Genomic DNA, 24,300 nt, shown 5'->3' with positions numbered 1-24,300 from the left:
TAAAATTTGCAATATGTAAAAAAATTACGAATTCGAATTCCCACAAAAGGTTTCCAGTGCGCCGGCGCGGACGAGCGGATCGCGCAGTTTGAGCGTGCACTTGAAATCGACTTTTTCCGTTTGATTGGTGCGTCGGTTCTGGCGCTGCAGCGTGGTAACATCAGTCTGATCGTAAAACAGTTTGGTGAGAGCGCAGATCTTCGCCTCCATATCCAAACTGTAAAAGGCCTTGTTCGGGTCCGCCGGGCACTTGAGCGCAGCGGCGCGAACCTCCAGGAGCTTGGAGGAGGGGCGGTGCTCGACAAAGCCGGCTTTCTGCAGATTGGTCTCCGACGGCGAGCCGGGTCGAGCGACGGCGAACCAGCGCCCGTAGCGTTCTACGCCCTCGCCCTGGTCGCCGAGCGTGGTGTTCACCGCGCCATGCAGGGCCAAGGAAGCGCACAGGAGGTTCTGAAAGCCGACCGGGGAGAAGCCCCCGAGAGCCCCGGTGATAAGCATGGATCCGATTTCGAAGAACTCTCCATCGCCATACTCAAAGACCGCACCGCCCCCTTCTATCCGCCCATCGCGAAGCAGCAGGTGAATGAAGGATTGTTCGGCGGAATGGACGAAGACGGGCGCCGGTCTAGCCTTCACTTCGCCGGACTTGTCGGATTGCATGAACGTGCGAACGTCGGAAACTTCTTGCGGTGCGGCTGCCCTGAACTCGATAATACTGCTCATTCCTCTCCCCTTTGGAACACCCGAAACCCTTTTACGGGCATGATATCGACAATGCAATCTATAGGATGCGAGACATTGACATGCTCGGCGGTGAATCGTAAATTAATTGCATGTTGAAAAGATCGAGACTAAATGTGAGCTCGATTGCACGGCGGAAAAATTGGCCGAGCCAAAGGCAACCAATCGCTTTGGCCCCGGCCTCGCCGTTCGTTCACTGACGACGAATGACAATGCCAATGAACGCTGAACGCGTGTCGTCCTGCTTCGAGGTGCACCGCATGGCTCGTAACGCTTGCGGCGCCAAATCGTTGTTGCCGGACGGACACCTCACCGGAGAGCCGCCCCCGTTCTACAACGGCGCGGCTCCAATATTCAATGAGAGGCGATGGACAATGCCAGCTGTACTGGAAACCCCCGGCCCGTTTGCTGAGCTTCAAGTCAACACGCTTAGATCCTATGCGGGTCTGCTCGAGCAGGTTGACGGCAAAGATCTCAAGCGCTTCCAGGAAGCAATCGCGATGGCGAAGAGAAACGGTATATCGAGCCGTCAATTGGCGGCCACCCTTGAAGTAAGCGAAGCGACGATCAGCCGCTGGGCTCAAGGAAAATCCGCTCCGCAACCATTCATGAGGCCGATTATTCTGTCCTGGATACGAGAGAAGGCCCTAGAGATGGCGGATGCGCTTTCTGAGGACAATTCATTGTTGCTCGACCATACAGGATAACCAACAGCTACAAGGCTCCCCTGATCGAATGATCAGGGGAGCCTCTATACTTCGCGCCTTGCTTGGTCTTTCGCCGCGGATAAGAATGCTGGTCCTCGAAGTAAATTGAACCCATTTCCGAGAGACTTGATATGCCAGAGGCCGCTTCCGTCGCGCCGCCGGAGTACGGCGCGTTTCCCGCCTACGTCCGCCCCGCGGTGACGGGGATAGAGACGCAGCAGATCCTGGCGGTCTCGCAGATCGCGCTGGGCGACAAGTCGGTGATCCCGCTTTGGTACGGCGAAAGCGACGTGCCCACGCCGGATTTCATCTGCAAGGCGGCGCAGGACGCGCTTTCCGCCGGCGAGACCTTTTACAGCCACAAGCGCGGCACGCCCGAGCTGCGCGAGACGCTCGCCGGCTATATGAGCGACCTCTACGGCCGGGAGATCGGCGTCGACCGCGTCTCTGTCACGGCGAGCGGCATGTCCGGCATCATGCTGCTCTTTCAGTGTCTGATCGATCCGGGCGACAACGCGATCATCGCCTGTCCGGTCTGGCCGAACGCGCAGTCGGTGGTGCGCGCGCTGGGCGGCGAGGCGCGCTTCCACAGCCTGGACCGGGTTCCCCCGGCCGAGCGTGGGGACGAGGGCGGCGGCTGGCGCCTCGACGTGGAGGCGCTGAAGGCCAAGTGCGACGCGCGCACCCGCGCGATCTTCGTGAACTCGCCCAACAACCCGACCGGCTGGGTGTTGCCGGCCGACCAGATCGCCGAGCTCCTCTCCTTCGCGCGGGAGCGCGGGATCTGGATCATCGCCGACGAGGTCTACGGCCGCATGGTCTATGACGGCCGGGCCGCGCCCAGCTTCCTGGAGCAGGTCGAGCCGGACGATCCGGTCTTCGTCGTCAACAGCTTCTCCAAGAGCTGGGCGATGACCGGCTGGCGCGTCGGCTGGACCGTCCATCCGCCGCAGTTCGGCGAATTGCTCGGCAACATGATCGAGTTCAACTATTCCTGCGTGCCGCCCTTCGTGATGCAGGCGGCCGACGTTGCGATCCGCGAAGGCGAGCCCTTCGTCCGCCGCATGGTGGACTATTGCCGGGAGAGCCGCGACATCGTCTTCGACGCGCTGCCGGGCCTGCCGCACGTGGCCGACTGCGCGCCGCCGGACGCCAGCTTCTACGCCTTCTTCCGGATCGACGGGACGCAGGACCGCACGCTCGCCTTCGCCCAACAGCTGGTGCGCGAGGCCAAGGTCGGCGTCGCGCCCGGCACCGCGTTCGGCCCCGGCGCGGAGGGCTGGTACCGCCTGTGCTTCGCCCAGAAGCCGGAGACGGTCCGCGAGGCCGTGCGGCGGCTCGGCGAGGCGCTGGAGCGGCTTTGAGGGCGCGCGTCGCCGGTCCCCTGAAGACGGCGGCCCGTCGGGCCGGCCTTGGTTCCGGCCCAACAGCCTCACGCGCATGCAGCGCCGCCCGCCGTTCCCCCGGCACAAGGCCGGGGTGACGGTTCCTGAAGCGTCCCCCTCCCCTTTCCCCAGGGAGAGGGGCCATGCGCTCACCCCCACCCCGCCAAGGCGACGCCGGCGACCGCGATCCAGCCGAGGGCGCAGGCGATCACGTAGAGGCGTTGGGCGCGTCGGATGTCGCGCGCCTCGAGGCGGGCGCGGCCCGACCCGATCCAGGCGGCCTCGCTGACGCCGCCGGGGTAGCGGCGCGGGCCGCCGAGCGCGAAGTCGTAGGCGCCGGCCATCGCGGCCTCCGGCCAGCCGGCGTTGGGAGAGGCGTGCTTGGGCGACTCCTTGACCATCCAATTGAGCGCGCGGCCGGCCGCCGCGCCGGGCGCAAAGGCGGCGCCGATCCCGATTAACAGGCCGGAGAGGCGCGCGGGGATGTAGTTCGCCGCATCGTCGAGGCGCGCCGCAGTCAGCCCGAAGGCCTTCAGCCGCGGGCTTTTGTAGCCGAGCATGGAATCGAGCGTGTTGATCGCCTTATAGGCGAAGAGTCCCGGCAAACCGAGCAGCAGATACCAGAAGGCGGGCGCCACCAGGCCGTCGGCGAAATTCTCCGCCAGCGATTCGATCGCCGAGCGCGCGACGCCGTGGCGGTCCAACTGGTCGGGATCGCGGCCGACGATGTGGCGCACGGCCTCGCGGCCCGCCTCCGCCCCGCCGGTCTTCAGCGCCTTCGCGACCCGGCCGACATGATCGTAGAGGCTTCGCCCCGCCAGCATCACCGCGACCAGCGCCGCCTCCGCCGCCATGCCGTACGGGAAGGAGGCGAAGAAAAGATGCAGCCCCCAGCCGATCGCCGCCCAGACGCCGACCACGACGCCGACGACCACCGCCCCGCGGATCGTGCGGTCCAGCCGCCCGCGTTCCGCCCGATTGAGCTTTTTCTCCAGCCAGTCGATCGGCTTGCCGATCAGCACGACCGGGTGAGGCAGCGCCGCCCACAGCCAGCGCGGATCGCCGATCAAGGCGTCCAGCGCCAGCGCCGCCAGCAGCACCAGCGCAGGATCGAGCGCGCCGGGCGCGCCGTTCAGGATCGCGACGGGATCTGCGAGGGTCATCGACCGAGGGTCATCGCCCGCTGCGTTGAACCTTGGGCGGCGGCGGATTGCGCGAGCGCGAAAGCTGCTGCAGCACAGAATCCAGGTGGCGGCCCTGGAACATGGTGATGCCCATGCCCTGGCCGGTCTTCACCATCGCCTCATTGTCGCAGCGCGCAAGGATGATGCGGCCTCGCCCGACGCGCTCCACCTGTTTGGCGATGTCCTCGCGCCGCTCCGGATCGCCGCCCTGATCGAACACTTGGCTGGCGTTCAGCTTCACCAGATCGGCGCTGAGGCGCTGGCGGTCGATGAACGGAATGAGATCGTCGGACACGCCGTCGATGCAGATCCGGTAGCCCTTCTCCCGCACGAAGTCGCGGGCGAAGAGGTAGCCCTGAAAGTCCGCCAGGATGTCGATCAGCTGCAGCTCGACCACCAGCGTGCCGCGCCCGCCCATGCGCAGCGAATTGTCGAAATCCAGGAACTCCGGCGCCAGCAGGGTCGCGACGTTGACGTTGATCGAGAAGGAGCTGTGCAACGAGCTGTCGTCGGCCCGGGTCAGCATCTTCAGGACCCGTCGATCCAGCGTCTGGGTAAGGTGCTGAAAAAGCCACCGGTTGGCCGCGAGGTTGACCTCGGGCAGCACGGTGCGCGCCAGATCGATGATCGAGATGAAGAGCTCGTTGAAGATCGGCTTGGGCGGGCTGTTCTCCGCCACCGCGCAAATCGCCTGTCGGCGAAAAACGGAGGAGAGGTCGGCGCGCTCCAGGAACTGCTCCAGCTTGCCGAGCTGCTCCGGGCTCAACGGCCGGCGACTGTCCTCGACCGTGTCGCCCGTCTGCTCCGCCATCTTCTGAAGACGCTTCTGGCGCTGACGCTCCTCCTCGAAGACGCTTTCGCACAGCTCCTGAAACCGGTGGTACTGACCCTCGATGTTGTAGAGGGTCGCAAAGCGGCCGTGCCCCGCCTCGTCCTCCGGATCGTGCATGGTCAGCGGATCTTCGCTGAACAGATACTTCAGGCGCATCACCGCCTCGTCGAGCTGCGGCAGCGTCGCGCCTTTGGTGACGAAGATGATGTCGTTGTTGCCCAGCAGGAAGATCTGGCCCTCATAGGCCTGCACGAACTCCTCGATCGTGTTGATCGCGATGCGGACGTGATGTTCGCGCCGATTCTGCGGCTTCAGGCGCGACAGATGCACATGCACCGCACGGCGCCCCTCGCGGTGCCGTTCAAGGCGCTGGACATAGTCCAGCAGCAAATATTCCTGACTGGGTAGATTGCCTTCACGCGCCATCGTCGTTCCGCTTCTCCGTCCCCTCGCCGTCCAGCCGGCGTCGCGCGCGCCGCCGTCTCCGCGTCCCCCTTCGCCCCCGCGCCAGACGCCGAGCCTAGCCGCTCCATCCGCTCAGGGAAAGCGGCATGGCCGATCGGCGCCCCCTCAAATGGGGGCGCCGCCGCGGTCGTTTCTTCGTTATCCCAAACCGGTCGTCGGCGCGCCTCGCGCGGTCCCGATCCGTCAGGAGAAGCCCTATGCTCGCTGTACGCCGCCGCGGTGTCGCGTTCTCCCTCGGTCCGCTCGTCGCGTTCGCGGTCCTGATCGCGACGGCGCTCGGACCGGCGCCCGCCGCGCCGGCCGACGACGGGCGTCCGATCCTGAGTGTGGACGGCGCGGTGACGGACGGCCCCGTCGTCTTCGATCTGGCCGCGCTCACGGCGTTGGGACCGGTCGAGCTTTCGACATCCACGCCCTGGACGGAGGGCGTGCGCCGCTTCGTCGGCGTTCCCCTCGCGGCCGTACTCGACGCCGCCGGGGCGGAAGGCGACAGCCTGCGCGCCCGCGCCCTCAACGACTACGCCTCCGCCATGCCGATCGCGGACGCGATCGGGCGAGGCGCGCTCCTCGTCTGGGAGATGGACGGACGGCGGCTCAGCGTACGCGACAAGGGGCCGTTGTGGATCCTGTTCAATTTCGACGGGGATCCGGCGGTTCGCACAGACGCTTATCTCGCGCGCTCGGTCTGGCAATTGAGCCGGATCACGGTGGAATGAGCGCGACGAGCGAGCCGATGGCCCGCATGCGTCGGGCCGCCCCAACCCGGCCGGCCGGCAGGCGCGGCTATGCGGCGCGTCGAACGTTGGGGCGGCTCGTCGTCTCCCGCGCGACGCTCGCCGCCGTCGCGGCCGCCGCGCTCGGCGTCGCGGTGTTTTCGGCCCTCGCCTACGAGACCTATTCCCGGCTCAGCGCGCAGACGGTGGAGTATCGGGAAAACCTGCAATGGGGCCTCTATCAGCTGCAGAAGGAGCTGTTGAGCGCCCTGCTGGACGCCGAACGAGCCGCCGCGGGCGAGCCGATCGCGGCGGCCGATCTGTTGCTCGCCTACGATATCTTCGTCAGCCGCCTGACGCTGTTGCAGCAGGCCGACGTTTTCGCCGCGGTGGTGAAAGATCCGCTCATCGCGCCGGCCGTCGCCCAAACGGCCGAAACCGTGTCCGCGTTGGACGCGGCGCTGGGCCGGCGCGGCGGCGCGGCGGTCGAGGGCGATCCGAGGGTCATCGCCCGCCTGTTGATCGCCCATCTGGGGCCGCTGCGCGATCCGCTCCAGGACATGACCGTCGCCGCCGCCAGCCGGACCATGCAGCTGAACACCGCCCAGAACGCCGAATTGCAGCACCTGCTGCTGGTGATGGAAGCCGTCTTTCTGCTGGTCGTGATATTGATCGCGGCGACCGGCTTCGCGGCGGTCGCGGCGTTTCGCCGGATCGAGGCCAAACAGCTCGCGATGCGATTGCATGAGGAGGGGCTGCGGGCGGCGAAGCTGCAGGCGCTGGGCGCGCTCGCCGGCGGGGTCGCCCACGAGATCAACACGCCGGCGCAGTTCGTCTCGGACAATTTGACCTTCGTGCAGGAGGGGATCGACGACCTTCTCGCGTCGGAGGCGCCGAAAGACGCCGACGCGCAGGCGCGTCGCGACTATTTGCGCGCGGAGCTGCCGCAGGCGCTGGCCGAAATGCGGAGCGGCCTGACGCGCATCGGGGACATCACGCGGGCGGTGCGGCGCTTCACCTACGCCGACGACGGCGATAAGGCCGAGGTCGATCTCAACGCGGTGGCGCGCACCACGCTCACGCTCGCGAAAAACGAGATCGGCGGCGCGATCCGGGTCGACCTCGACTTGCCGCACGCTCCGGTCCTGGTGCGCGGCCGCGCGGGCGAACTCAGCCAGGTCGTCCTCAACCTGCTGACCAACGCAGCCGACGCCGTGCGCGAGCGCGTGATGCAGGAAGACGCGCCCCTGCGCCCGGGGCTGATCCGCCTCAGTCTTTCGACGGCGGCGCGCGGCGCCGGCGGCGGTCCGTGCGTCCGGCTGGTCGTCGCAGACAACGGCGCCGGGTTGGATCAGGCGACGCTGGCGCGGGTTTTCGATCCTTTTTTCAGCACAAAGCCGCCGGGTCGAGGCGCAGGTCAGGGCCTGTCGATCTGCCGCAATATCGTCGAAGGCCGTCACGGCGGCCGGCTGACGTTGGACGGCGCGCCCGGCGCCGGGGCGCGCGCGACGGTCGAACTGCCGGCGGCTTAATCCGAACGGGTCGGCGCGCCGGCCCCGCCGGGCGTCACATAGGATTTGACCGTCGGGATGCTGTTGCGGAAATCGAAGTCCTCGCTCAGCGGCTGGTTAGCGGGTTTCGGCACGCAGACGATTGAGGCGCGCCTCGAAACGCGCCTCGCGATCAGCGCTCAAATCCTCTTCGTTGCGCCGCAAAACCTCTTCGTCGATCCGAACGTCGTTGTTCGTCACCCCCGGATTCACCGGCAGAACCGGCGCGTCGGCGAAGTCCGGCTTCTTGTCTCGACCAGCCATGAAGGCTTTCCCTCGTCTCTTCTCGGGTCCGTGACGGGGTCAATGGGGCGCGGCGATTAGACCGCCCGCCCCCTCTATTTTGGCGAGCGCATCTTTATGCCGAATTGGGGCGCTCCTGCAGCCGTCCGGACGCCGCCTCACCCCCGGTGCAGCCACCACCGGCTCTCGTTGATGGAGAAGATGGGCTTGTAGTGGGTGACGCGGTTGGCCTCGATCACCTGACCGATCTGATTGTCGAGCAGCCAGGCCTTGCCGTCGATATAGACCACCAGAACGGCGTGCGGGATCTTCAGATTGAGGTCCTGCAGCACGACGATGCGCATCTGGTCCTTGGGGAATCCCAGATGGGCGAGGGAGACGTATTTCGCGAAGGCGTAATCCTCGCAGTCGCCGTTTCGGTAGAGGAACTGGCGCGGCGTCGCCCAATAGTCCTTCTTGTTGTAGTTCACGGGATCGAGAATGTAGAGCCACTTGTTGAGGTATTCGTTGACCAGCTGCAGCTGCTCCATCGGGGGGCGCTGGGCGATCTGCTTCAGAAAGATCCGCCACCGCGCGGTGTGGCATTTCTCGTTCGCGCTGGGCTGGCAGACATTCAACTCCGCCGGCGCCTCGTCCTCGTAGCGCGCCAGCGCGTCGGTCCATTTGTTGAATTTTTCGAGCTTGTCGGAGCTGATCTCGTTGGTGCCGAACAGCTTGTAGCCGGCCGCCTGCGCGGGACCCGCGGGCGCTAGGAAAAGCGCGGCCGTCAACAGCCCGGCGGCGGCCAGCAGGGCCAGGGGGATGGCGCGTCGCGTCGTCATCTACAGCTCCCAAACGGCGCGGGATCGCCGCGCTTCCGCGAGACGCCGGCGCGCGGCCTCCCCACCCGTCGACCTCTATGACCCGAGCGGCGACGGGGTTCAAGTCCGTATCGCGCCGCGCCCGGCGATCTCTAGTAGAGTGCCGCGGATCAATCGGTTACGCTGTGCGCGCCGTCACAACAGGCGGCGTCACAAAGGGGCGGTCCGACGGAGGGCAGGCGTCGGGACCCCTCGAGGGGGAAGGACTTAGGGTCTTGAGCAGCAGCGACGCGGCGGTCAAGGCGGCCGGCGCCGATCAGGGCGGCAAAAGCGCCGCCGTCCGCATGCTGGCGACCGGCGCGGCGCTCGTCGTCGCGGCGGCCGTCGGCTTCTATCTCGTCTTTCAATTCACCGAGGCGGAGCGCGAGCGCGAGCTGCGCGACTGGCAGTCGCGCATGGCGATCGTCGCCGACAGCCGCTTCGCCGACATCGACCGCTGGCTCGACGGGCAGTTGGAGGATCTGCGCGGCGTCGCCGACAACCAGTCGGTCCAGCTCTATATGACGCTGTTGCACGAGGAGGGCGCGAGCGCCGGCGACGAGGACGCGCCGGCCGAGCTCGGCTATCTGCAGAACCTGCTGACGGTGGTCGCCGACCGCGCCGGCTTCACCGGCGAAATTTCGGGACCCGAGGTCAACGCCAACGTCAACCGCGTCGGCGTCGCCGGGCTGGCGTTGGTGGCCGACGACGGGTTGATCGTCGTCTCAAGCCCCGGCTTCCCGCCGATCCAAGGTAAGATTCAGAGCTTCCTGGCGGAGCTTGAGCCCGGCTCGGCCGGGATCTCGGACATGTATCTCAACGCCTCCGGCAACCCGGCGATGGCCTTTGCGGTTCCCGTCTTCGCGCTGCAGGCGGAGGAGAGCGCGGCGACCCAGCTCGCCACCGTGATCGGCGTGAAGGAGGTTGGGGACGAGCTGTTCCCGCTGCTCGAACAGCCGGGCGCGACGGAGGAGACCTCGGAGACGCTGCTGGTGCGCCAGAGCGGGCAGACGGCGGAGTACCTGACGCCGCTGGCCGACGGGACGGGGCCGCTGAAGACCAAGCTCGCCATGGACACGGCCGGGCTGGCCGCCGCCTGGGCGATCCAGACCCCGGGCGGCTTCGCGATCCGCACCGATTACGACGGGAACGAGGTGCTGGCGATCAGCCGGGGCTTCGAGCAAGTGCCCTGGACCCTGCTCTATAAGGTCGATCGCTCGGAAGCGCTGGCCGAGAGCGAAGAGCGCCTCAACACCCTGATGATCGTCTTCGGGCTGATCATCCTGCTGGTGCTCGGCGGCATGGTGGCGCTCTGGTACTACGGCACCTCGAAGCGCGCCAACGAGGCGGCGACCCGCTTCGAACAGCTGGCCAAGCGCTTCCAGGGTCAGCGCAACTTCATGCATCTGGTGACCGACAGCCAGCCCAACGTCATCGTCATCATGGACGAGCACGGGCATTTCCGCTGGTTCAACCAGAAGGCCCTCAACCTCGCCCGGATGGAGCGGGGCGACATGTTCGACAAGCACGTCTCCGCCGTCCTCGGCCCGGTGGAGGGCAAGCGCATCGCGGGCTGGGTGAAGGAGACCCTGGATAAGGACGAGGCGCAGAGCTTCACCCATGAGATGGAGCTGGGCGAAGGCGGCCCGCGGGTCTATCGCTCCGACCTGATCCCGCTGCCCGCGCGCGAGGATTTCCCGCCCGGCGTGCTGATGGTGAGCCAGGACATCACTGACAGCGTCAAGGAGCGCGAGCGCCGCGAAAACGCCATGCGCCAGCTGGTGGAGACGCTGGTCTCGGTCGTCGATCAGCGCGACCCCTACTCGGCCCATCATTCGGCGCGCGTCGGCCGCGTGGCCCGGGCGGTGGCGGAGGAGATGGAGCTCGACCGCACCCTGGTCGAGACCACCAACATCGCGGGCAACCTGATGAATCTCGGCAAGATCGCCGTGCCCTCGGAGGTGCTGACCAAACAGGGCCAGCTCACCGACGAGGAAATGCGAATGATCCAGCAATCGGTGCTGACCAGCGCCGAGATGGTGCGGCGCATCGACTTCGACGGCCCGGTTTACGAGACGCTGGCCCAGCTGCAGGAGAATTACGACGGCAGCGGCGGCCCGCAGGGCCTGAAGGGCGAGCAGATCGAGGTCACGGCCCGCATCGCCGCCGCCGCGAACGCCTTCGTCGGCATGGTCTCGGCGCGGGCCTGGCGCTCGGGCATGGATTTCGACAAGGCGGTCGACATCCTGCTGCAGGAGGGGAACAAGAAGTTCGACCGCTCGGTCGTCGTCGCGCTCGCCAACGTCCTCGACAACCGCGGCGGCCGCGACAAATGGGCCGATTTCGGCGAGCCGCCGGAGGACGACCAGCCGCCGCCGGCGTGAGCGGCCTAAAACCTCCGCAGCACCGGCAGTTCCGGGATCAGGGTCTCCGGCTCCTGGTCGAGGGCTATCTCGATGTGCGCGGAGAGGACGTGCGTCAGCCGGCCGTCGGCGGCGCCCAGCGGCAGGTCGAGGCCCATCACCTTGATGTGGGCGCGCTCGTGCTGGTCGAGCCGGCCGGCGGCGATCCCGATGAAGGGATTGGCGGCCATCGCCTCGAAATAGGCGAATTCGACCAGACGGAAAAGGTCCGGATTGCGCGATTCGCCGCCCAGCGTCTTGCCCGTGTAGTCGACCCCCCACCAGCGCGTCAGCTCCGTCCCCCAAAGCCGGACGCGCAGATCGAAGGGCGCTTGCGTCACCTCGGCGATGAAGACGCGCCCCAGCCACGCCGTCAGATCGTAGAAGTCGAGCGCCGCGCGCGGCGGCAGGACGGCGCCGGCGGGCCGGCGCGCCCGCCACAGGGAGACGAGATCGCGGAACGGCCCGAAACGCTCGGCCTCGCCCTCAAGCGGGCAGGCCAGATAGCGCCACGCCAACAATTCATGCGCGTCAGAACTCATGCCGTCCCCGGCGTCTGCGCCGCGACGGCGCCTCTCGCCGCCAAGCCGCGCCGGCCTCTCGCGCCGCCCGTCCCAGTGCGGAGGCACCCTACGCGCCGGGGACGCAAAGGAAAAGGGCGAGACCGGGAGGCCCCGCCCTTTCCTTCGCCATTCGGCCGGCGATCGGGCTGAACGACCGAGCGAGCGTCCGGCCGCCGCGCGCCGGCTATTCCAGGGTCACCTTTCGTGAAAAGCGCGGCCGAAAGCTCGCCTCCGCGGTCAGCGTTTGCGTCGTCATGTCGTCGAACAGCACCGGCCGGTAGATGAAAGCCGCCTCGGCGATGATGATCGAATGACCGGCCTTTATAAGGTTCGGGTCGGCGATCGCGGCCGTCCCGCCCTCGACGCCGACGGCGCTGGCCCACGCCCCGGAGCCGGAAGCGCGCTGCCACTCGACCACCGGATCTCCGCCGTCCGCCGGCCGCACGACGGAGGTGACGACGACGCGCGCGTCGGCCTCCAAAGCGAAGGGGCGCGCGACCTCCCGCGCGGCGGCGAACAGGTCGTCGAGGTCGCCGGCGTTCATCACCTCGGTCCGCGAGGCGAGGTCCGCGACCGTCATCGCGGCGCGCTGCAGCTTCTGCCCCACCAGGAAATATCGCCCGACCTCGAATCCGCCGAGCAGCAGCATCATGAGGATCGGCATGATGACGGCGGTTTCGACCAGCACGCCGCCATCGCGTCGGCGCAGGAACCTGAGGAAGCCGGTCGTCATGCGCCCTCCGTCCCCTCAACCGCCGGTCGCCGGGTCGAAAGGCTCGTTCCGCACGGCGATCGAGGCCGCCATGTCGACGCTCGCGCCGAAGCTGTCCATCAGCAGCCCGGTCATCATGCCGCGCTGATAGCGCACGCGATAGACCACCACCTCGCCGGGCCCCCCCGCCCCGGCGGCTCCCATGTCCGAATCCCACTGGCCGTTGCCGTTCACGTCGCTGAAACCTTCGCCCGGATCGAAGGCGCCGTTGCCGTTGGCGTCGTCGAAGGGTTCGGGCCGGCCGACGTCGGCGAATCTCGGATAGACCAGCACGTCGATGTCGTCGGTCGTGATCTCGACGAGGCCGAGCGAGCCGTCTCGGATCTTCTCGACGATCACCTCCTCGCGGCTGATCCCGGTGGTGGTCTGGCCGGTCAGCCCGAACCGCGAGGCCGAGCGCACCGCCCCCTCCACCACCGCATTGGTGAAGAGCAACATCGCCAATTCAAAGATCCCGATCATCGCCAGGATCAAGATCGGCGCGGCGAAGGCGAACTCCAGACTGGCGGACCCGTCGGGCCGCCGCAAAAAGGCGCGCAGCATCGGCCCTCTCCTAAAACAGGGCGTCCATAAAGCGCGCCAGGCGGCGCGGAAGGCAAGCGGGATCGCCCGGGATTTATCCGAGATTTGAGGCGATTTGTGTGTTAACTATCTGGCATTTCATGATTTTTTTAAGCGATGGTGCTGGCCTTTCGTCGCCGTCCGCGCTCATATCGGCCTTCTGAGACGTCAAGGATGAGGATCGATGATCCGCGCCGTCGTCGCACATCTCTCGCGCGCTTGGTCGCGCTTTCTGCACGCCGAGGGCGGCGGCGCGGCGCCGTTGCTCGCGCTCGCCGTGATCCCGATGGTGGGCGCGATCGGCCTTTCGGTCGACGCCATGCGCGGCTACACGCTGAAAAGCCAGCTCGTCCACGCGCTGGACGCGGCGGCGCTGGCCGGGGGCAAGGACCTCGATCCCGATACGGTCGACCAGACCGTCAACGCCTTCTTCGAGGCCAATCTGCCGGCCGATTTCATGCGCGCGGCCATCGACGGCCCGACGATTACGATCGATTCCGCCCAGGAGACGATCCGCGTCGCCGCCAGCGCCGAGATCCCGACCACCTTCATGCAGGTGCTGGGGCAGGATCGCCTGCGGGTCGGGGCCGAAACCGTGGTCCAGCGCAGCGTGCGCGGCATGGAGCTGGCGCTGGTGATGGACAACACCGGGTCGATGCGCGGCGGCGGCAAGATCGATGCGATGAAGGCGGCCGCGCAGGAACTGGTCGACATCCTCTACGGCGACCGGCAGACCGTGGACAACCTTTGGATCTCGGTCGTGCCCTACGCGGTGGCGGTGAATGTCGGCGACGTCAACAGCGCCTGGCTCGACGGCTACGATCCCAGCCTTTACGCGGGGACAAGCTGGAAGGGGTGCGTCGAAGCGCGCGCCGCCCCCGGCGATCAGACGGACGATCCGCCGTCCGTGGCCGGTTGGTCGCCCTACTTTTATCCAACCGACGTGGACAATGTCTGGCCGCCGATCAACGACGCGAATTCGGCGCAGAACAACGGCGCCGGCCCCAATCTCGGCTGCGCCTCGCCGATCACGCCGCTCACCGACTGGCGCCAGGACGTGGAAGACGCCATCGCGGCCATGGAGCCCTGGCATCGCGGCGGGACCATGGGCAACCTCGGCCTTGTCTGGGGATGGCGGACGATCTCTCCGAAATGGAGAAGCCTATGGGGGCTGAACACGCCCGCCGACATGCCCTTTGACTATGACAAGCCGCTCATGGACAAGGTGGTCGTGATGCTGACCGACGGCGTCAATCAGTTCTACGATCACGAAGGCGGCGGCCCTGACGGTTCCGACTACGGCGGCTACGGACGGGTCGGCTGGGCGCGGCTTGGAACCGCGAACCGCGCCGACGCCGAGGATGAGGTCGACGCCCGGATGGCGGCCGCCTGCGCGGCGATGAAGGCGGAGGGGATCATCATTTTCACGATAACCTTCCAATTGACCCACGGGCCCACCCGCGACCTCTACCGCACCTGCGCGTCAAGCGCCGATCACTATTACGACAGCCCGTCGAACGACGAACTCTCGGTCGTCTTCCAGGAGATCGGCTCCGAGCTCAGCAACCTGCGGATCGCGCAATAGCCCGGCCGCGGGCTGCTATCCCGACAAAAAAGGGCGGAGCCGCACGGGGCCCCGCCCTTCTTTTTCTTCTCCCGGCCGCCGGGCGTCACCCCGCCTTGCGGTTCTGCCGGTTGTCGATCAGGTCGTCGACGACGCCCGGATCGGCCAGCGTCGAGGTGTCGCCCAGGCTGCCGTATTCGTCCTCGGCGATCTTGCGCAGGATGCGGCGCATGATCTTGCCGGACCGGGTCTTCGGCAGGCCCGGCGCCCACTGCAGCCAGTCGGGGCTGGCGATCGGTCCGATGTCCTTGCGGACCCACTGGACGAGCTCCTTCTTGAGGTCGTCCGACGGCTCCTCGCCCGCATTCAGGGTGACGTAGGCGTAGATGCCCTGGCCCTTGAGGTCGTGCGGCGCGCCGACGACGGCGGCCTCCGCGACCTTTGGGTGACCCACCAGCGAGCTCTCGATCTCGGCCGTGCCCATGCGGTGGCCGGAGACGTTGATCACGTCGTCGACCCGGCCGGTGATCCAGTAATAGCCGTCTTCGTCCCGGCGGCAGCCGTCGCCGGTGAAATAGCGGTCCTTATAGGTCATGAAATAGGTCTGCTCGAAGCGTTCATGGTCGCCGTAGACCGTGCGCATCTGACCGGGCCAGCTCTGCTTGATGCACAGATTGCCCTCGGTCGCGCCTTCGAGCGGATTGCCCTCGTTGTCGACGATCTCCGGCTCGACCCCGAAGAACGGCCGCGTCGCCGACCCGGGCTTCAACTCCGTCGCGCCCGGCAGCGGCGTGATCAGGATGCCGCCGGTCTCGGTCTGCCACCAGGTGTCGACGATCGGGCAGCGGCTGTCGCCCACCACCTCGTAGTACCAGCGCCAGGCCTCGGGATTGATCGGCTCGCCGACGGTCCCCAGGATGCGCAGGCTTTTGCGCGAGGTCTTCTTCACCGGCTCGTCGCCTTCGCGCATCAGGGCGCGGATGGCGGTCGGCGCGGTGTAGTAGATGTTGACGTCGTGCTTGTCGATCACCTGCCAATGGCGCGAGGCGTCCGGGTAGTTCGGCACGCCCTCGAACATCAGCGTCGTCGCGCCGTTTGAGAGCGGCCCGTAGACGATGTAGCTGTGTCCGGTCACCCAGCCGACGTCGGCCGTGCACCAGTAGATCTCGCCGTCCTTGTAGTCGAAGACGTACTGATGGGTGATCGAGGTGTAGACCAGATAGCCGCCGGTCGTGTGCTGCACGCCCTTTGGCTTGCCCGTCGAGCCGGAGGTGTAGAGGATGAAAAGCGGGTCCTCCGCACCCATCTCCTCGACCGGGCAATCGGCGCTCTCGCCTTCCGTCGCCTCGTGATACCAGACGTCGCGGCCGTCCTTCATCTCAACGTCGGCGCCGGTGCGCTTGACGACGAAGACGGTCTCGACCGACGGACAGGTCTCCAGCGCCTTGTCGGTATTGCCTTTGAGCGGCACTTTGCGGCCCCCGCGCAGCCCTTCGTCGGAGGTGATCACGGCTTTGCATTCGGAATCCTGGATGCGGCCGGCCAGGCTGTCCGGCGAGAAGCCTCCGAAGACCACGGAATGGATCGCGCCGATGCGCGCGCACGCCAGCATCGCGTAGGCGGCCTCGGGGATCATCGGCATATAGATGCAGACCCGATCGCCCTTGCTCACGCCTTTCGCCTTCATCGCGTTGGCGAGCTTGCAGACCTCCGCGTGGAGCTCTTTGTAGGTGATCTTCTTGTCCTGATCGGGCTCGTCGCCCTCCCACAGGATCGCAACCTGATCGCCGCGCTTCTCCAGGTGACGGTCCACGCAGTTGTAGCAGGCGTTCAGCGTGCCGTCGTAGAACCACTTGATGGAGACGCCCGGCGCCGTGAAGTCGACGTCTTTCACCTTGGTGAACGGCTTGATCCAGTCGACGCGCTTGCCGTGCTCGGCCCAGAATCCTTCCGGATCCTCGACCGACTGCTTGTACATTTTCTGGTAGTCGTCGTTGTCGATCCAGGCGGACTTCGCGATGTCGCCCGGGACCGGATAGGTCTCGACTTCGGACATGGGCTTCCCCTCTGCTCTTAGAGACGGACCGGTTTGCGGCCCTTTATCCTTCGGCGCCGCGCGATCGTCGGCGCGCCGCCCTCGTTGTTAGTCGGCACTTTGCCGAACTCTCGCCGGGGCTTCAACAGACGCGAGGACCCGCAGGCCCCGCAATCCGGCGCTTTTGCCGCCGGCGCATGCGATTCTCACCCGCTGCACCTAAGAAGAAACTGAGCGATATCAATCTTTCGCTAACCCTTTAGGCCTATCTTGGCCGCGATCGACCCGGCGCGCCGGGTCGATCGCTTCATCATACTTTGCAAGAGAGGCCGCTCCGAATCATGGCCAAGTACGCCGTCGCGCCCACCGGGCGCGCCCGCACCTTCGGGGAGAACGAGATCATCGTCTCCAAGACAGACCTGAAGGGGCGGATCACCTACGCCAACGACGTCTTCCTGAAAGTCGCCGATTTCACCGAGTCCGAGGTGCTGGGACAGCCGCATTCGATCGTGCGCCATCCGGACATGCCGCGCGCCGTCTTCAAGCTGCTCTGGGACGTGGTCGAGGCCAAGCGCGAGATCTTCGCCTATGTCAAAAACATGGCGAAGGGCGGCGATCATTACTGGGTGTTCGCCCATGTCACGCCCAGCCTGAACGCGCGCGGCGAGATCGTCGGCTATCATTCGAACCGCCGCAGCCCCACCGACGCGCAGGTAGCCGCAATCGAGCCGATCTACGAGGCGCTGCTGGCCGAAGAGAAGCGCCACGCCAACGCCAAGGACGGCCTCGCCGCAAGCCGGCGTCTCTTGGAAGACACCATCGCGAAGACGGGAATGCCCTATGAAGAATTTATTTTCGCGCTCTGACGCCGGGCGCGGCGCCTTGTCGCAAGAGATCGCGCGCACGGTCGAAATCTGCAAACGCGCCGCCGCCGGCGACATGGAGGCGCGCGTCGTCGGGATCGACGAGGCGGGTCAACTCGCCGAGCTGCAGCATTCGGTCAATCATCTGCTGGACGTGGTCGACGCCTTCACGCGCGAGTCGGAAGCGTCGCTGAAGCATGTCGCCGACGGCAAGTTCTTCCGCCGCATTCTGCTGCGAGGATTGCAGGGCGAATTCCGCCGATCCGCGCAATCAATCAACGAGGCGGTCGAATACATGCAGAAGCGCGACCAGCGCGTGACCCAGATGGCCGATCAGTTCGAAAACTCGGTCAAGGGCATCGTCGACATCCTCGCCTCCGCCGCCACCGAGATGGAGGCGACCGCCGGCGGCATGCAGAGCCAGGCCGCCGGGACGTCGGACCGCGCCGAGACCGTCAAGGGCTCGATGGAAAGCGCCAGCCATAATGTCGAAACCGTGGCCGCCGCGGCCGAAGAGCTCGCCGCCTCCACCGAAGAGATCGGCCGCTCCGTCTCGCGCTCGACGGACGTCACCGCCAAGGCGGTCGACGCCGCCGCCGACGCCGACAGCAAGGTCGACGGCATGACCAAGGCGGCCGGCCATATCGGCGAGGTGATCGACCTGATCCGCGACATCGCCGATCAGACCAACCTGCTGGCGCTCAACGCCACCATCGAGGCGGCGCGCGCCGGCGAGGCCGGCAAGGGCTTCGCCGTCGTGGCGAACGAGGTGAAGAACCTCGCCGCCCAAACCGCCAAGGCGACCGAGGAGATCACCCGCCAGGTCAACGACATGCAAGGCGCGACCGGGGAGGCCGTCGCCGCGATCCGCGAGATCGGCCGCATCATCGACGAAACCCAGCAGATCGCCTCCACCATTTCCGCGGCTGTCGAGGAGCAAGGGGCCGCCACCCAGGAAATCGCCCGCAACGTGCAGGAGGCCGCCGGCAGCGCCCGGGAAGTCTCCGAGACGATCGGCGAGGTCTCCGACGCCGCCCAGGAGACCGGCCGGTCGGCCGCCGACGTGCTGCAGGCGGCCGGCGAACTCTCCCAGCAGGCCGAGAGCCTGCGCAGCGCGGTCGAGGATTTCCTCAACACGATGCGGGCGTAACCCTCTCCGACCAAGGGAGAGGGGGATGAAACGCCCCGCCCCCTGGTCCCCGCTTTCGCGGGGGATTGGACTCTCTTCGGCGAGGCCAAGGAGCGCGCCGTCGGCTCCCCTTTCCTCTCCCATCAAGGAAGACGGAGACGAGAGGCTTTGCCGCGGCGCCGGCGCGTGGTCGAATGCGGGCCATGAGCAATTTCCTGTTCTACGACTTCGAGACCACCGGCCTCGCCATCGGCTTCGACCAGGTGCTGCAGGCGGCCGCGATCGCGACCGATCCGGATCTGAACCCGATTCCCGGCGCGCGGCTGAACGAGCGTTGCCGGCTGCTGCCGCACGTCCTGCCCTCGCCGACCGCACTGTGGGTGACCGGCGTCGAGCCCGAGGGGCTGGAACAGGCGGATCACAGCCATTGGGAGCTGATGGCGGCCTTCGAGCGGTTCGCGAACGCGTATGCGCCGACGATCTTCGTCGGGCACAATTCGATGGGCTTCGACGAAAGCGTGCTGCGCCACGCGCGCTTCCAGAGCCTGCTGGACCCCTACCTCACCAACAAGTTCGGCAACCGGCGCGGCGACACCATGCGTTGGGCCCGCGCGGTCTGGCTGTTCCGACCCGAGGACATGACCTTCCCGCTGACCGAGGCCGGCCGGCCCAGCTTCAAGCTGGGCGTCTTCGCAGCCGCCAACGGCGTCGCCTTCTCGGAGGAGGAGGCCCACGACGCGCTGTACGACGTGGAGAAGACTGCGGAGCTCGCCGCCGCGATCCGCCGGCTCAGCCCGCCGGTCTGGCAAGCCATGCTGGACAATACCGCCAAGCAGCAGGCCCAGCGCCTGATGGAGGAGAGCCTGTTCTTCGCCGGCGGCCATGTCGATCGCTACAACACGCAGCACCGCTTCATCGGCGCCTACGCCGGCTTCTTCCAGTCGGAGGCGGCGGTCTGGGATCTGGCGCACGATCCGGACGACTACGCCGAGCAGGACGTCGACGCGCTGGCGACACGGATCGGCTGGGCGTCGAGCGAGCCGATCAAGCCGATGCGGCTCAACGCCCAACCCTACGCCTGCCCGACGGCGGTCCCGAGCCAGGCCTATTTCGACGGGCTGCCGGCTTTGGGCGAGGCCGAGTGGACGCGCCGCGCCAAGCGCCTCAAGGCGAACGGGCGTCTGCGCCAGAAGATCCTGCAGGCGATGCAGGCCAAGGCCGGCGCGCGCGCCGAGGAGGCGCCGGGCGACCATGTCGAGCAGCGCCTCTATGACGGCTTCATCCCGCGCGGCGACGAGCCGAAGATGGCCCGCTTCCTGGACGCGCCGCCCGAAGAGCGCGCCGAGCTGATCCATCAGTTCGAGGACAAGCGCCTCGCCTCCTTCGCCCGTCGAATCGTCCATATCGAGAGCCCGCACGCGCTCAGGCCCGAGACCCGCGCGAAGCTCGACCAATGGCGGCGCGCGCGTCTGACCGGCGAGGAGCCCGCGCCCTGGACCACCTTCAAAAGCGCGCGCGCGGAGCTGGCCGAGCTGCGCGCGGCCGAAGGCGATCAGCCGCTGTTCGGCCGGATCGAGGCGTGGCTGGCCGAGCGCGAGCGCGCGCTTTCGGACGAGCCGTCGCCGGACAAATCCGCCGATTGATCCGTCTTGCGCGCGGGCGCGCCGCGGCTAGGCTCGCATCCGCCGTTCAACGCTTCCCAGAAAGGCCGCCAAGCGTGGCGCATCCCCCCATGCAAGACGCGCAAGTCCGCCCGGCGGCCGGCCCGATCTGGGCGCTTGCGGTCTCGCAGACGATCGTCTGGGCGGCGGTCTATTACATGTTTCCCGCGACGCTGCTGCAGGTGCAGGCCGAGACGGGCTGGTCGAAAGCCGCGATCACGCTCGCCTTCACCCTGGCGCTCGGGATCTCCGCCCTCGCCTCGCCCGCCGCGGGGCGGTTGATCGACCGGGGCCGCGGCGTCGCGGTGCTGGCCGGCGGCGCGGCGGCCGGCGGCGCGCTGGTCGCGGCGCTCGGCGCGGCGCTGGGGGCGGGCGCGCCCTATTGGCTCTTCATCGCGCTATGGCTGGCGCTCGGGCTCGTGATGGCGGGGGCGCTCTACATCCCTTGCTTCTCGCTGGTGACCCGGGCGCGCGGCGCCGGGGCGCGCCGGGCGATCACGCTGATCACGCTGGTCGCCGGTTTCGCCGGGACGCTCTCCTTCCCGGCCGCGCATCTGTTGGCTGAAGCGTTCGGCCTGCCCGGCGCACTGGTTGCGCTCGGCGCGGCGGCGCTCGCCGTCGGTTTTCCGCTGGCGCTATGGGGGGCGCGGCGCCTGGAGGGCGAGCGCCGCGCGCGGCCGGCCCCGAGCGGCGCGCCCGACGCGCGCCCGACGCAGGGGCGCTGGTGGCTGGGCGCGCCGGCCTTCTGGCTGTTGAGCGGCGGCTTCGCCTGTCTGGCGCTGACCCACGGCGTGTTAATCAACCACCTGCTGCCGATCCTGGCGGAGCGCGGGGTCCCGTCAGAGCTCGCCGTGCTGGCCGCGGCCTCGGTCGGGCCGATGCAGGTTGCAGGACGCGTCCTGATGCTGGCGGTCGAGCGGCGCGCGTCGAGCCGCACCATCACGCTTGCCTGCTTCGCGGCCTTGATCGGCGCGCCGGCCGCCTTGCTGGCGGCGGGGGGCGGGCCGATTTGGCTCGCGCTCGCCGTCGCGCTGTTGGGCGCGGGCGCGGGCGTCGTCAGCATCATGAAGCCGACGACCCAGCGCGACATCCTGGGGGAGGCCGATTTCGGCGCGGTCTCCGGCGCTATGGCCGTCCCGTTCCTGGCGGCCTTCGCGGCCGCCCCCTTCGTCGGCTCGCTGGTCTGGGAGGCCGGCGGCTACGATCTCGCGCTCGCGCTGCTGGTCGGGGTGTCGAGCCTCGGCGCGGCCGCGTTCTGGGCGGCGGGTCCCTCCCGCGCCGCGGGCCGCTAGGCGCGCTTAAAACGCGACGTCGCGCGCGCACGCGCCCAGCGAGAGCGCCGCCTAAAGCGCCTCGTCTTCCTCGTCGTCGCCTTCGCGCATGGCCTGCGCCAGGCGGCGCAGATTGACGTTGGCGGTCAGGCCCTCCTCGAGGGCGAGTTCGAAGCTGTCCTTGATCTCGCCCAGCGCGTGGCCGCAGATCGCCAGCTGCTCGGCCGCGGGGGAGCTTTTCTTATCCGCCGGCAGGGCGGCCAGCTTCTGCTCCACCGCCTCCTTGGCCCGCATCAGGCCGTTGATCCGGTCGTCACCGTCGGCGCTGGAGATGGCGATGGTCTGCTCCTGCGCCAATTCGCCCGCCATGGCGACCAGCGCGTTGCGCTCGGCCAACTGCGTATCGGCGTTCAACTTGCCGGCGACCAGCCGCAGGATCGCCGGGATATTGTTTAGCAGGATCGTCTCCACACGCTCTGACATGCGCCCTTCCCCTCGCCTAACGTCGCTTCGGCTCGCCGCCTCTCTGCGGGCCGATGTCGGGGCGGATAGCTAGACCGTCAAGGCGGACCGGGCAAGCCGGCGCGACCGGTCGGACCGCGGGCCGTTGCGCGGCGGTCACAGATGTTGCGCCGCGCCGCCGCTTGTCTTTCCGACGCGGTGCGGCGAAAAGGAGGCGTCCGCCGCCCCGCTTTCCAGGGAGAGTTTCACGATGTCAGACGCCTCTGCAGCCCCGCCGCCCGGCGATCCGGCGGCCGCGCGATGGCGCACGCCGCTCGTCGTGATCGCAGCCGGCTGCCTGATCTCGCTGGTCGGCTTCGGCGTGCGCTCCGCCTTCGGGCTGTTCCTGGAGCCGATGACGCTGACCCAGGGCTGGAGCCGCGAGACCTTCGCGCTGGCGATGGCGCTGCAGAACCTGTTCTGGGGGCTGGGCCTGCCCTTCGCAGGCATGCTGGCGGATCGCTACGGCGCGCCGAAGGTGTTGGCCGGCGGGGCCGTCGTCTACGCCCTCGGCGTTTTCGGCATGGCGGAGTCGGAAAGCGGCCTGGCGCTGCAGTTGACCGCCGGCGTCGTGACCGGCCTCGGCGTCGCCTTCACCGCCTTTTCGCTGGCGCTCGCCGCGATGGCGCGGGTGGCGGGACCGCAGCGGCGCTCGCTCGCGCTCGGGCTGGGGACCGCGGCGGGTTCGCTCGGCCAGGTGCTGTTCTCGCCGTTCGGGCAGGCGCTGATCGCCGGCGTGGGCTGGCACGACGCCCTCGTCGTTATGGCGCTGTCGTCGCTGGTCATCCTGCCGCTCGCCTTCATCCTGCCGGGCGCCTCGAAGGAGACCGGCGATCCGCTGCCCGATCTCGGGCTCGGCCATGCGCTCCGGGAAGCGGCGGGCCACCGCGGCTACGTGCTTCTGACGATCGGCTTTTTCGTCTGCGGCTTTCACGTCGCCTTCATCACGGTGCACTTCCCGGCCTATGTCAGCGATCTCGGCCTCGACCCCCGGATCGGAGCCTGGGCCTTGTCGCTGATCGGGCTGTGCAACATCGCGGGCTCGCTGCTCAGCGGCGCGTTCGGCCAGCGCTGGTCGAAGCGCTGCGGGCTCGCCGGGATCTACTTCCTGCGGGCGATCGCCATCTTCGTGCTGCTGATCTCGCCCAAGACGCCGGCGGTGATCCTGATCTTCGCCGCCGTCATAGGGATCCTGTGGCTTTCCACGGTGCCGCTGACGACGGGCATCGTCGCCCAGATCTTCGGGGTGCGCTACATGGCGACGCTGTTCGGCGTCGTGTTCCTCAGCCATCAGATCGGCAGCTTCGCCGGGGTGTGGCTGGGCGGCTATCTCCACGACGCCGTCGGCTCCTATGACGCGGTCTGGTGGGCCGGCGTGGTCTTGGGGCTGCTGGCCGCCGCCCTGCATCTTCCGATCGACGAGCGGCCGCTGACGCGCAAGCCGCACACGGCTACGTCTTAAGCCGCGCGCGCCCCGCGACCGGCTGCGGCATGGGCAGCAGGCGCGGGCGCATGACCCGGCGGGCCTGGCGCGCGGGCGTGGCGGCGTAGATCTGCTTTTGCGCCTCGACCAGATGGACGCCGCCCAAGGTGGCGAAACCCTTGCGGCCGATCCGCTCCCAGGCGGGCGCGGCGTGCAGCAGCCACGACCAGCGCGCCGGCGGGATGTAGAGCGCGCGCGAGGCGTGGGTCGGATCGAACTGACCGTCGCGCAGCAGACGCTGCAGCTGGGAGCGGCTGAACGGCTTGCCGTGGCCGAACGGGGTGCGCTCGCTGCGCGACCAGAGGCCGCGGCGCGCCGGGACGACGGCCAGGAGCCGCCCCTTGCCGTTCAGCACGCGCCAGCATTCCCGCATCAGCGCGCGCAGATGCTCGGTGTTCTCGACCGCATGGACCAGCAGCAGCCGGTCGACCGACATGTCGGGAAAGGGCAGGGCCGCATCGTCGGACAGCACGGCGCGGTTCGCCGCGCCGCGCGGCCAGCGGGTGACGCCCTGATGGGCCGGCATGACGGCGATCAGCCGCTCCGCCTCGCCGTCGAACTGCTTCATATAGGGCGACGCGTAGCCGAGGCCGACGACCACGTCGCCGCGCACGTCCGGCCAGATCCGGCGGATTTCGAGCCGGATCATCTGGCGCGCGGTCTTGCCGAGCGCGCTGCGGTAGAAATCATTCAGGTCGACGACGTCAGTCCACATAGCGTCCCCACTGCGCCGCCCGACGCCCGGCCCGATGCGCCTCGCTACGCGGCGGCCCCACTATAGCGAAGAGATCGCCTGAGCGGCGCCCCCTACAAACCGGCCGATGGGCGCTTAGGTG

At 67.8% G+C, this 24,300-nt stretch carries 22 protein-coding genes; 11 read left to right on the top strand and 11 right to left on the bottom strand.

What is annotated here, in order from left to right; translation table 11 throughout:
* Positions 1-24: 24 nt before the first annotated feature.
* Positions 25-723 (bottom strand): hypothetical protein, encoded by a 699-nt coding sequence (locus RIB45_RS02735; protein WP_350048527.1) that lies wholly within the window; start codon positions 721-723, stop codon positions 25-27.
* A gap of 236 nt (positions 724-959) precedes the next feature.
* Between RIB45_RS02735 and RIB45_RS02730 the strand changes: the two genes are divergently transcribed.
* Both RIB45_RS02730 and RIB45_RS02725 read left to right on the top strand, forming a co-directional pair.
* A complete protein-coding gene (locus RIB45_RS02730; RefSeq protein WP_350048525.1) occupies positions 960-1,448 on the top strand; it encodes a helix-turn-helix domain-containing protein in 489 nt (162 codons plus the stop codon).
* 131 nt (positions 1,449-1,579) lie between these two features.
* On the top strand, positions 1,580-2,812 hold the full coding sequence (locus RIB45_RS02725) for a pyridoxal phosphate-dependent aminotransferase (RefSeq protein ID WP_350048523.1): 1,233 nt from the start codon (positions 1,580-1,582) through the stop codon (positions 2,810-2,812).
* Positions 2,813-2,982: 170 nt separating this feature from the next.
* Here the strand turns inward: RIB45_RS02725 and cbiB are convergent, their stop codons facing one another.
* Together cbiB and RIB45_RS02715 are read right to left on the bottom strand one after the other, a co-directional pair.
* Positions 2,983-3,996: an adenosylcobinamide-phosphate synthase CbiB gene (gene cbiB / locus RIB45_RS02720; RefSeq protein WP_350048521.1), complete on the bottom strand. Its 1,014-nt coding sequence runs from the start codon at positions 3,994-3,996 to the stop codon at positions 2,983-2,985.
* A gap of 10 nt (positions 3,997-4,006) precedes the next feature.
* Complete coding sequence (locus RIB45_RS02715) at positions 4,007-5,275, bottom strand: EAL domain-containing protein (protein ID WP_350048519.1); 1,269 nt, start codon at positions 5,273-5,275, stop codon at positions 4,007-4,009.
* 236 nt (positions 5,276-5,511) lie between these two features.
* Here RIB45_RS02715 and RIB45_RS02710 point away from each other — a divergent pair, with 236 nt between their 5' ends.
* Complete coding sequence (locus tag RIB45_RS02710; protein ID WP_350048517.1) at positions 5,512-6,030, top strand: putative pterin-binding protein; 519 nt, start codon at positions 5,512-5,514, stop codon at positions 6,028-6,030.
* Entirely contained in the window at positions 6,027-7,559 is a 1,533-nt protein-coding gene (locus tag RIB45_RS02705; protein WP_350048515.1) for a sensor histidine kinase, read from the top strand. Before RIB45_RS02710 ends, RIB45_RS02705 begins: the two co-directional genes overlap by 4 nt.
* A gap of 96 nt (positions 7,560-7,655) precedes the next feature.
* Here RIB45_RS02705 and RIB45_RS02700 read toward each other — a convergent pair whose 3' ends face one another.
* Both RIB45_RS02700 and RIB45_RS02695 read right to left on the bottom strand, forming a co-directional pair.
* On the bottom strand, positions 7,656-7,841 hold the full coding sequence (locus RIB45_RS02700; protein WP_350048513.1) for a hypothetical protein: 186 nt from the start codon (positions 7,839-7,841) through the stop codon (positions 7,656-7,658).
* Positions 7,842-7,978: 137 nt separating this feature from the next.
* The gene (locus RIB45_RS02695) at positions 7,979-8,641 is read right to left on the bottom strand and encodes a transglutaminase-like cysteine peptidase (protein ID WP_350048511.1); all 663 of its coding nucleotides are present in this window, start codon (positions 8,639-8,641) and stop codon (positions 7,979-7,981) included.
* A gap of 254 nt (positions 8,642-8,895) precedes the next feature.
* Between RIB45_RS02695 and RIB45_RS02690 the strand changes: the two genes are divergently transcribed.
* Positions 8,896-11,043: an HD domain-containing phosphohydrolase gene (locus tag RIB45_RS02690; RefSeq protein WP_350048509.1), complete on the top strand. Its 2,148-nt coding sequence runs from the start codon at positions 8,896-8,898 to the stop codon at positions 11,041-11,043.
* A gap of 5 nt (positions 11,044-11,048) precedes the next feature.
* On the opposite strand, the gene RIB45_RS02685 is transcribed toward RIB45_RS02690, so the two are convergent.
* From RIB45_RS02685 to RIB45_RS02675, 3 genes are all read right to left on the bottom strand, one after another.
* The gene (locus tag RIB45_RS02685) at positions 11,049-11,603 is read right to left on the bottom strand and encodes a PAS domain-containing protein (RefSeq protein ID WP_350048507.1); all 555 of its coding nucleotides are present in this window, start codon (positions 11,601-11,603) and stop codon (positions 11,049-11,051) included.
* Between the two features lie 205 nt (positions 11,604-11,808).
* Positions 11,809-12,357, bottom strand: a complete 549-nt coding sequence (locus tag RIB45_RS02680; protein ID WP_350048505.1) for a TadE/TadG family type IV pilus assembly protein — start codon at positions 12,355-12,357, stop codon at positions 11,809-11,811.
* Positions 12,358-12,372: 15 nt separating this feature from the next.
* Positions 12,373-12,939: a TadE/TadG family type IV pilus assembly protein gene (locus tag RIB45_RS02675; protein ID WP_350048503.1), complete on the bottom strand. Its 567-nt coding sequence runs from the start codon at positions 12,937-12,939 to the stop codon at positions 12,373-12,375.
* 202 nt (positions 12,940-13,141) lie between these two features.
* Between RIB45_RS02675 and RIB45_RS02670 the strand changes: the two genes are divergently transcribed.
* Positions 13,142-14,542 carry a pilus assembly protein TadG-related protein gene (locus tag RIB45_RS02670; protein WP_350048501.1) on the top strand — a complete coding sequence of 467 codons (1,401 nt, stop codon included), beginning with the start codon at positions 13,142-13,144 and terminating at the stop codon, positions 14,540-14,542.
* 85 nt (positions 14,543-14,627) lie between these two features.
* Here the strand turns inward: RIB45_RS02670 and acs are convergent, their stop codons facing one another.
* Entirely contained in the window at positions 14,628-16,577 is a 1,950-nt protein-coding gene (acs, locus tag RIB45_RS02665) for an acetate--CoA ligase (protein WP_350048499.1), read from the bottom strand.
* Positions 16,578-16,897: 320 nt separating this feature from the next.
* Here acs and RIB45_RS02660 point away from each other — a divergent pair, with 320 nt between their 5' ends.
* The 4 genes from RIB45_RS02660 to RIB45_RS02645 all read left to right on the top strand — a co-directional run bounded on the left by RIB45_RS02660 (position 16,898) and on the right by RIB45_RS02645 (position 21,501).
* Positions 16,898-17,422, top strand: a complete 525-nt coding sequence (locus tag RIB45_RS02660; protein WP_350048497.1) for a PAS domain-containing protein — start codon at positions 16,898-16,900, stop codon at positions 17,420-17,422.
* Positions 17,397-18,569: a methyl-accepting chemotaxis protein gene (locus RIB45_RS02655; protein ID WP_350048495.1), complete on the top strand. Its 1,173-nt coding sequence runs from the start codon at positions 17,397-17,399 to the stop codon at positions 18,567-18,569. Before RIB45_RS02660 ends, RIB45_RS02655 begins: the two co-directional genes overlap by 26 nt.
* A 182-nt stretch (positions 18,570-18,751) precedes the next feature.
* Positions 18,752-20,191 carry an exonuclease domain-containing protein gene (locus RIB45_RS02650; protein ID WP_350048493.1) on the top strand — a complete coding sequence of 480 codons (1,440 nt, stop codon included), beginning with the start codon at positions 18,752-18,754 and terminating at the stop codon, positions 20,189-20,191.
* Positions 20,192-20,280: 89 nt separating this feature from the next.
* Positions 20,281-21,501, top strand: a complete 1,221-nt coding sequence (locus RIB45_RS02645) for an MFS transporter (protein ID WP_350048491.1) — start codon at positions 20,281-20,283, stop codon at positions 21,499-21,501.
* A gap of 51 nt (positions 21,502-21,552) precedes the next feature.
* Here RIB45_RS02645 and RIB45_RS02640 read toward each other — a convergent pair whose 3' ends face one another.
* Positions 21,553-21,963: a hypothetical protein gene (locus tag RIB45_RS02640; RefSeq protein ID WP_350048489.1), complete on the bottom strand. Its 411-nt coding sequence runs from the start codon at positions 21,961-21,963 to the stop codon at positions 21,553-21,555.
* Positions 21,964-22,192: 229 nt separating this feature from the next.
* On the opposite strand from RIB45_RS02640, the gene RIB45_RS02635 reads away from it, so the two are divergent.
* Entirely contained in the window at positions 22,193-23,443 is a 1,251-nt protein-coding gene (locus RIB45_RS02635; RefSeq protein WP_350048487.1) for an MFS transporter, read from the top strand.
* Here the strand turns inward: RIB45_RS02635 and RIB45_RS02630 are convergent.
* On the bottom strand, positions 23,433-24,179 hold the full coding sequence (locus RIB45_RS02630) for a methyltransferase domain-containing protein (RefSeq protein ID WP_350048484.1): 747 nt from the start codon (positions 24,177-24,179) through the stop codon (positions 23,433-23,435). The genes RIB45_RS02635 and RIB45_RS02630 overlap by 11 nt on opposite strands.
* Positions 24,180-24,300: the final 121 nt, after the last annotated feature.

Source organism: Marivibrio sp. (assembly GCF_040218065.1).
GTDB lineage: Bacteria > Pseudomonadota > Alphaproteobacteria > UBA8366 > Aestuariispiraceae > Marivibrio.
The sequence above is the reverse complement of the archived record's forward strand: the minus strand, read 5'-3'. Positions and strand labels throughout refer to the sequence as shown.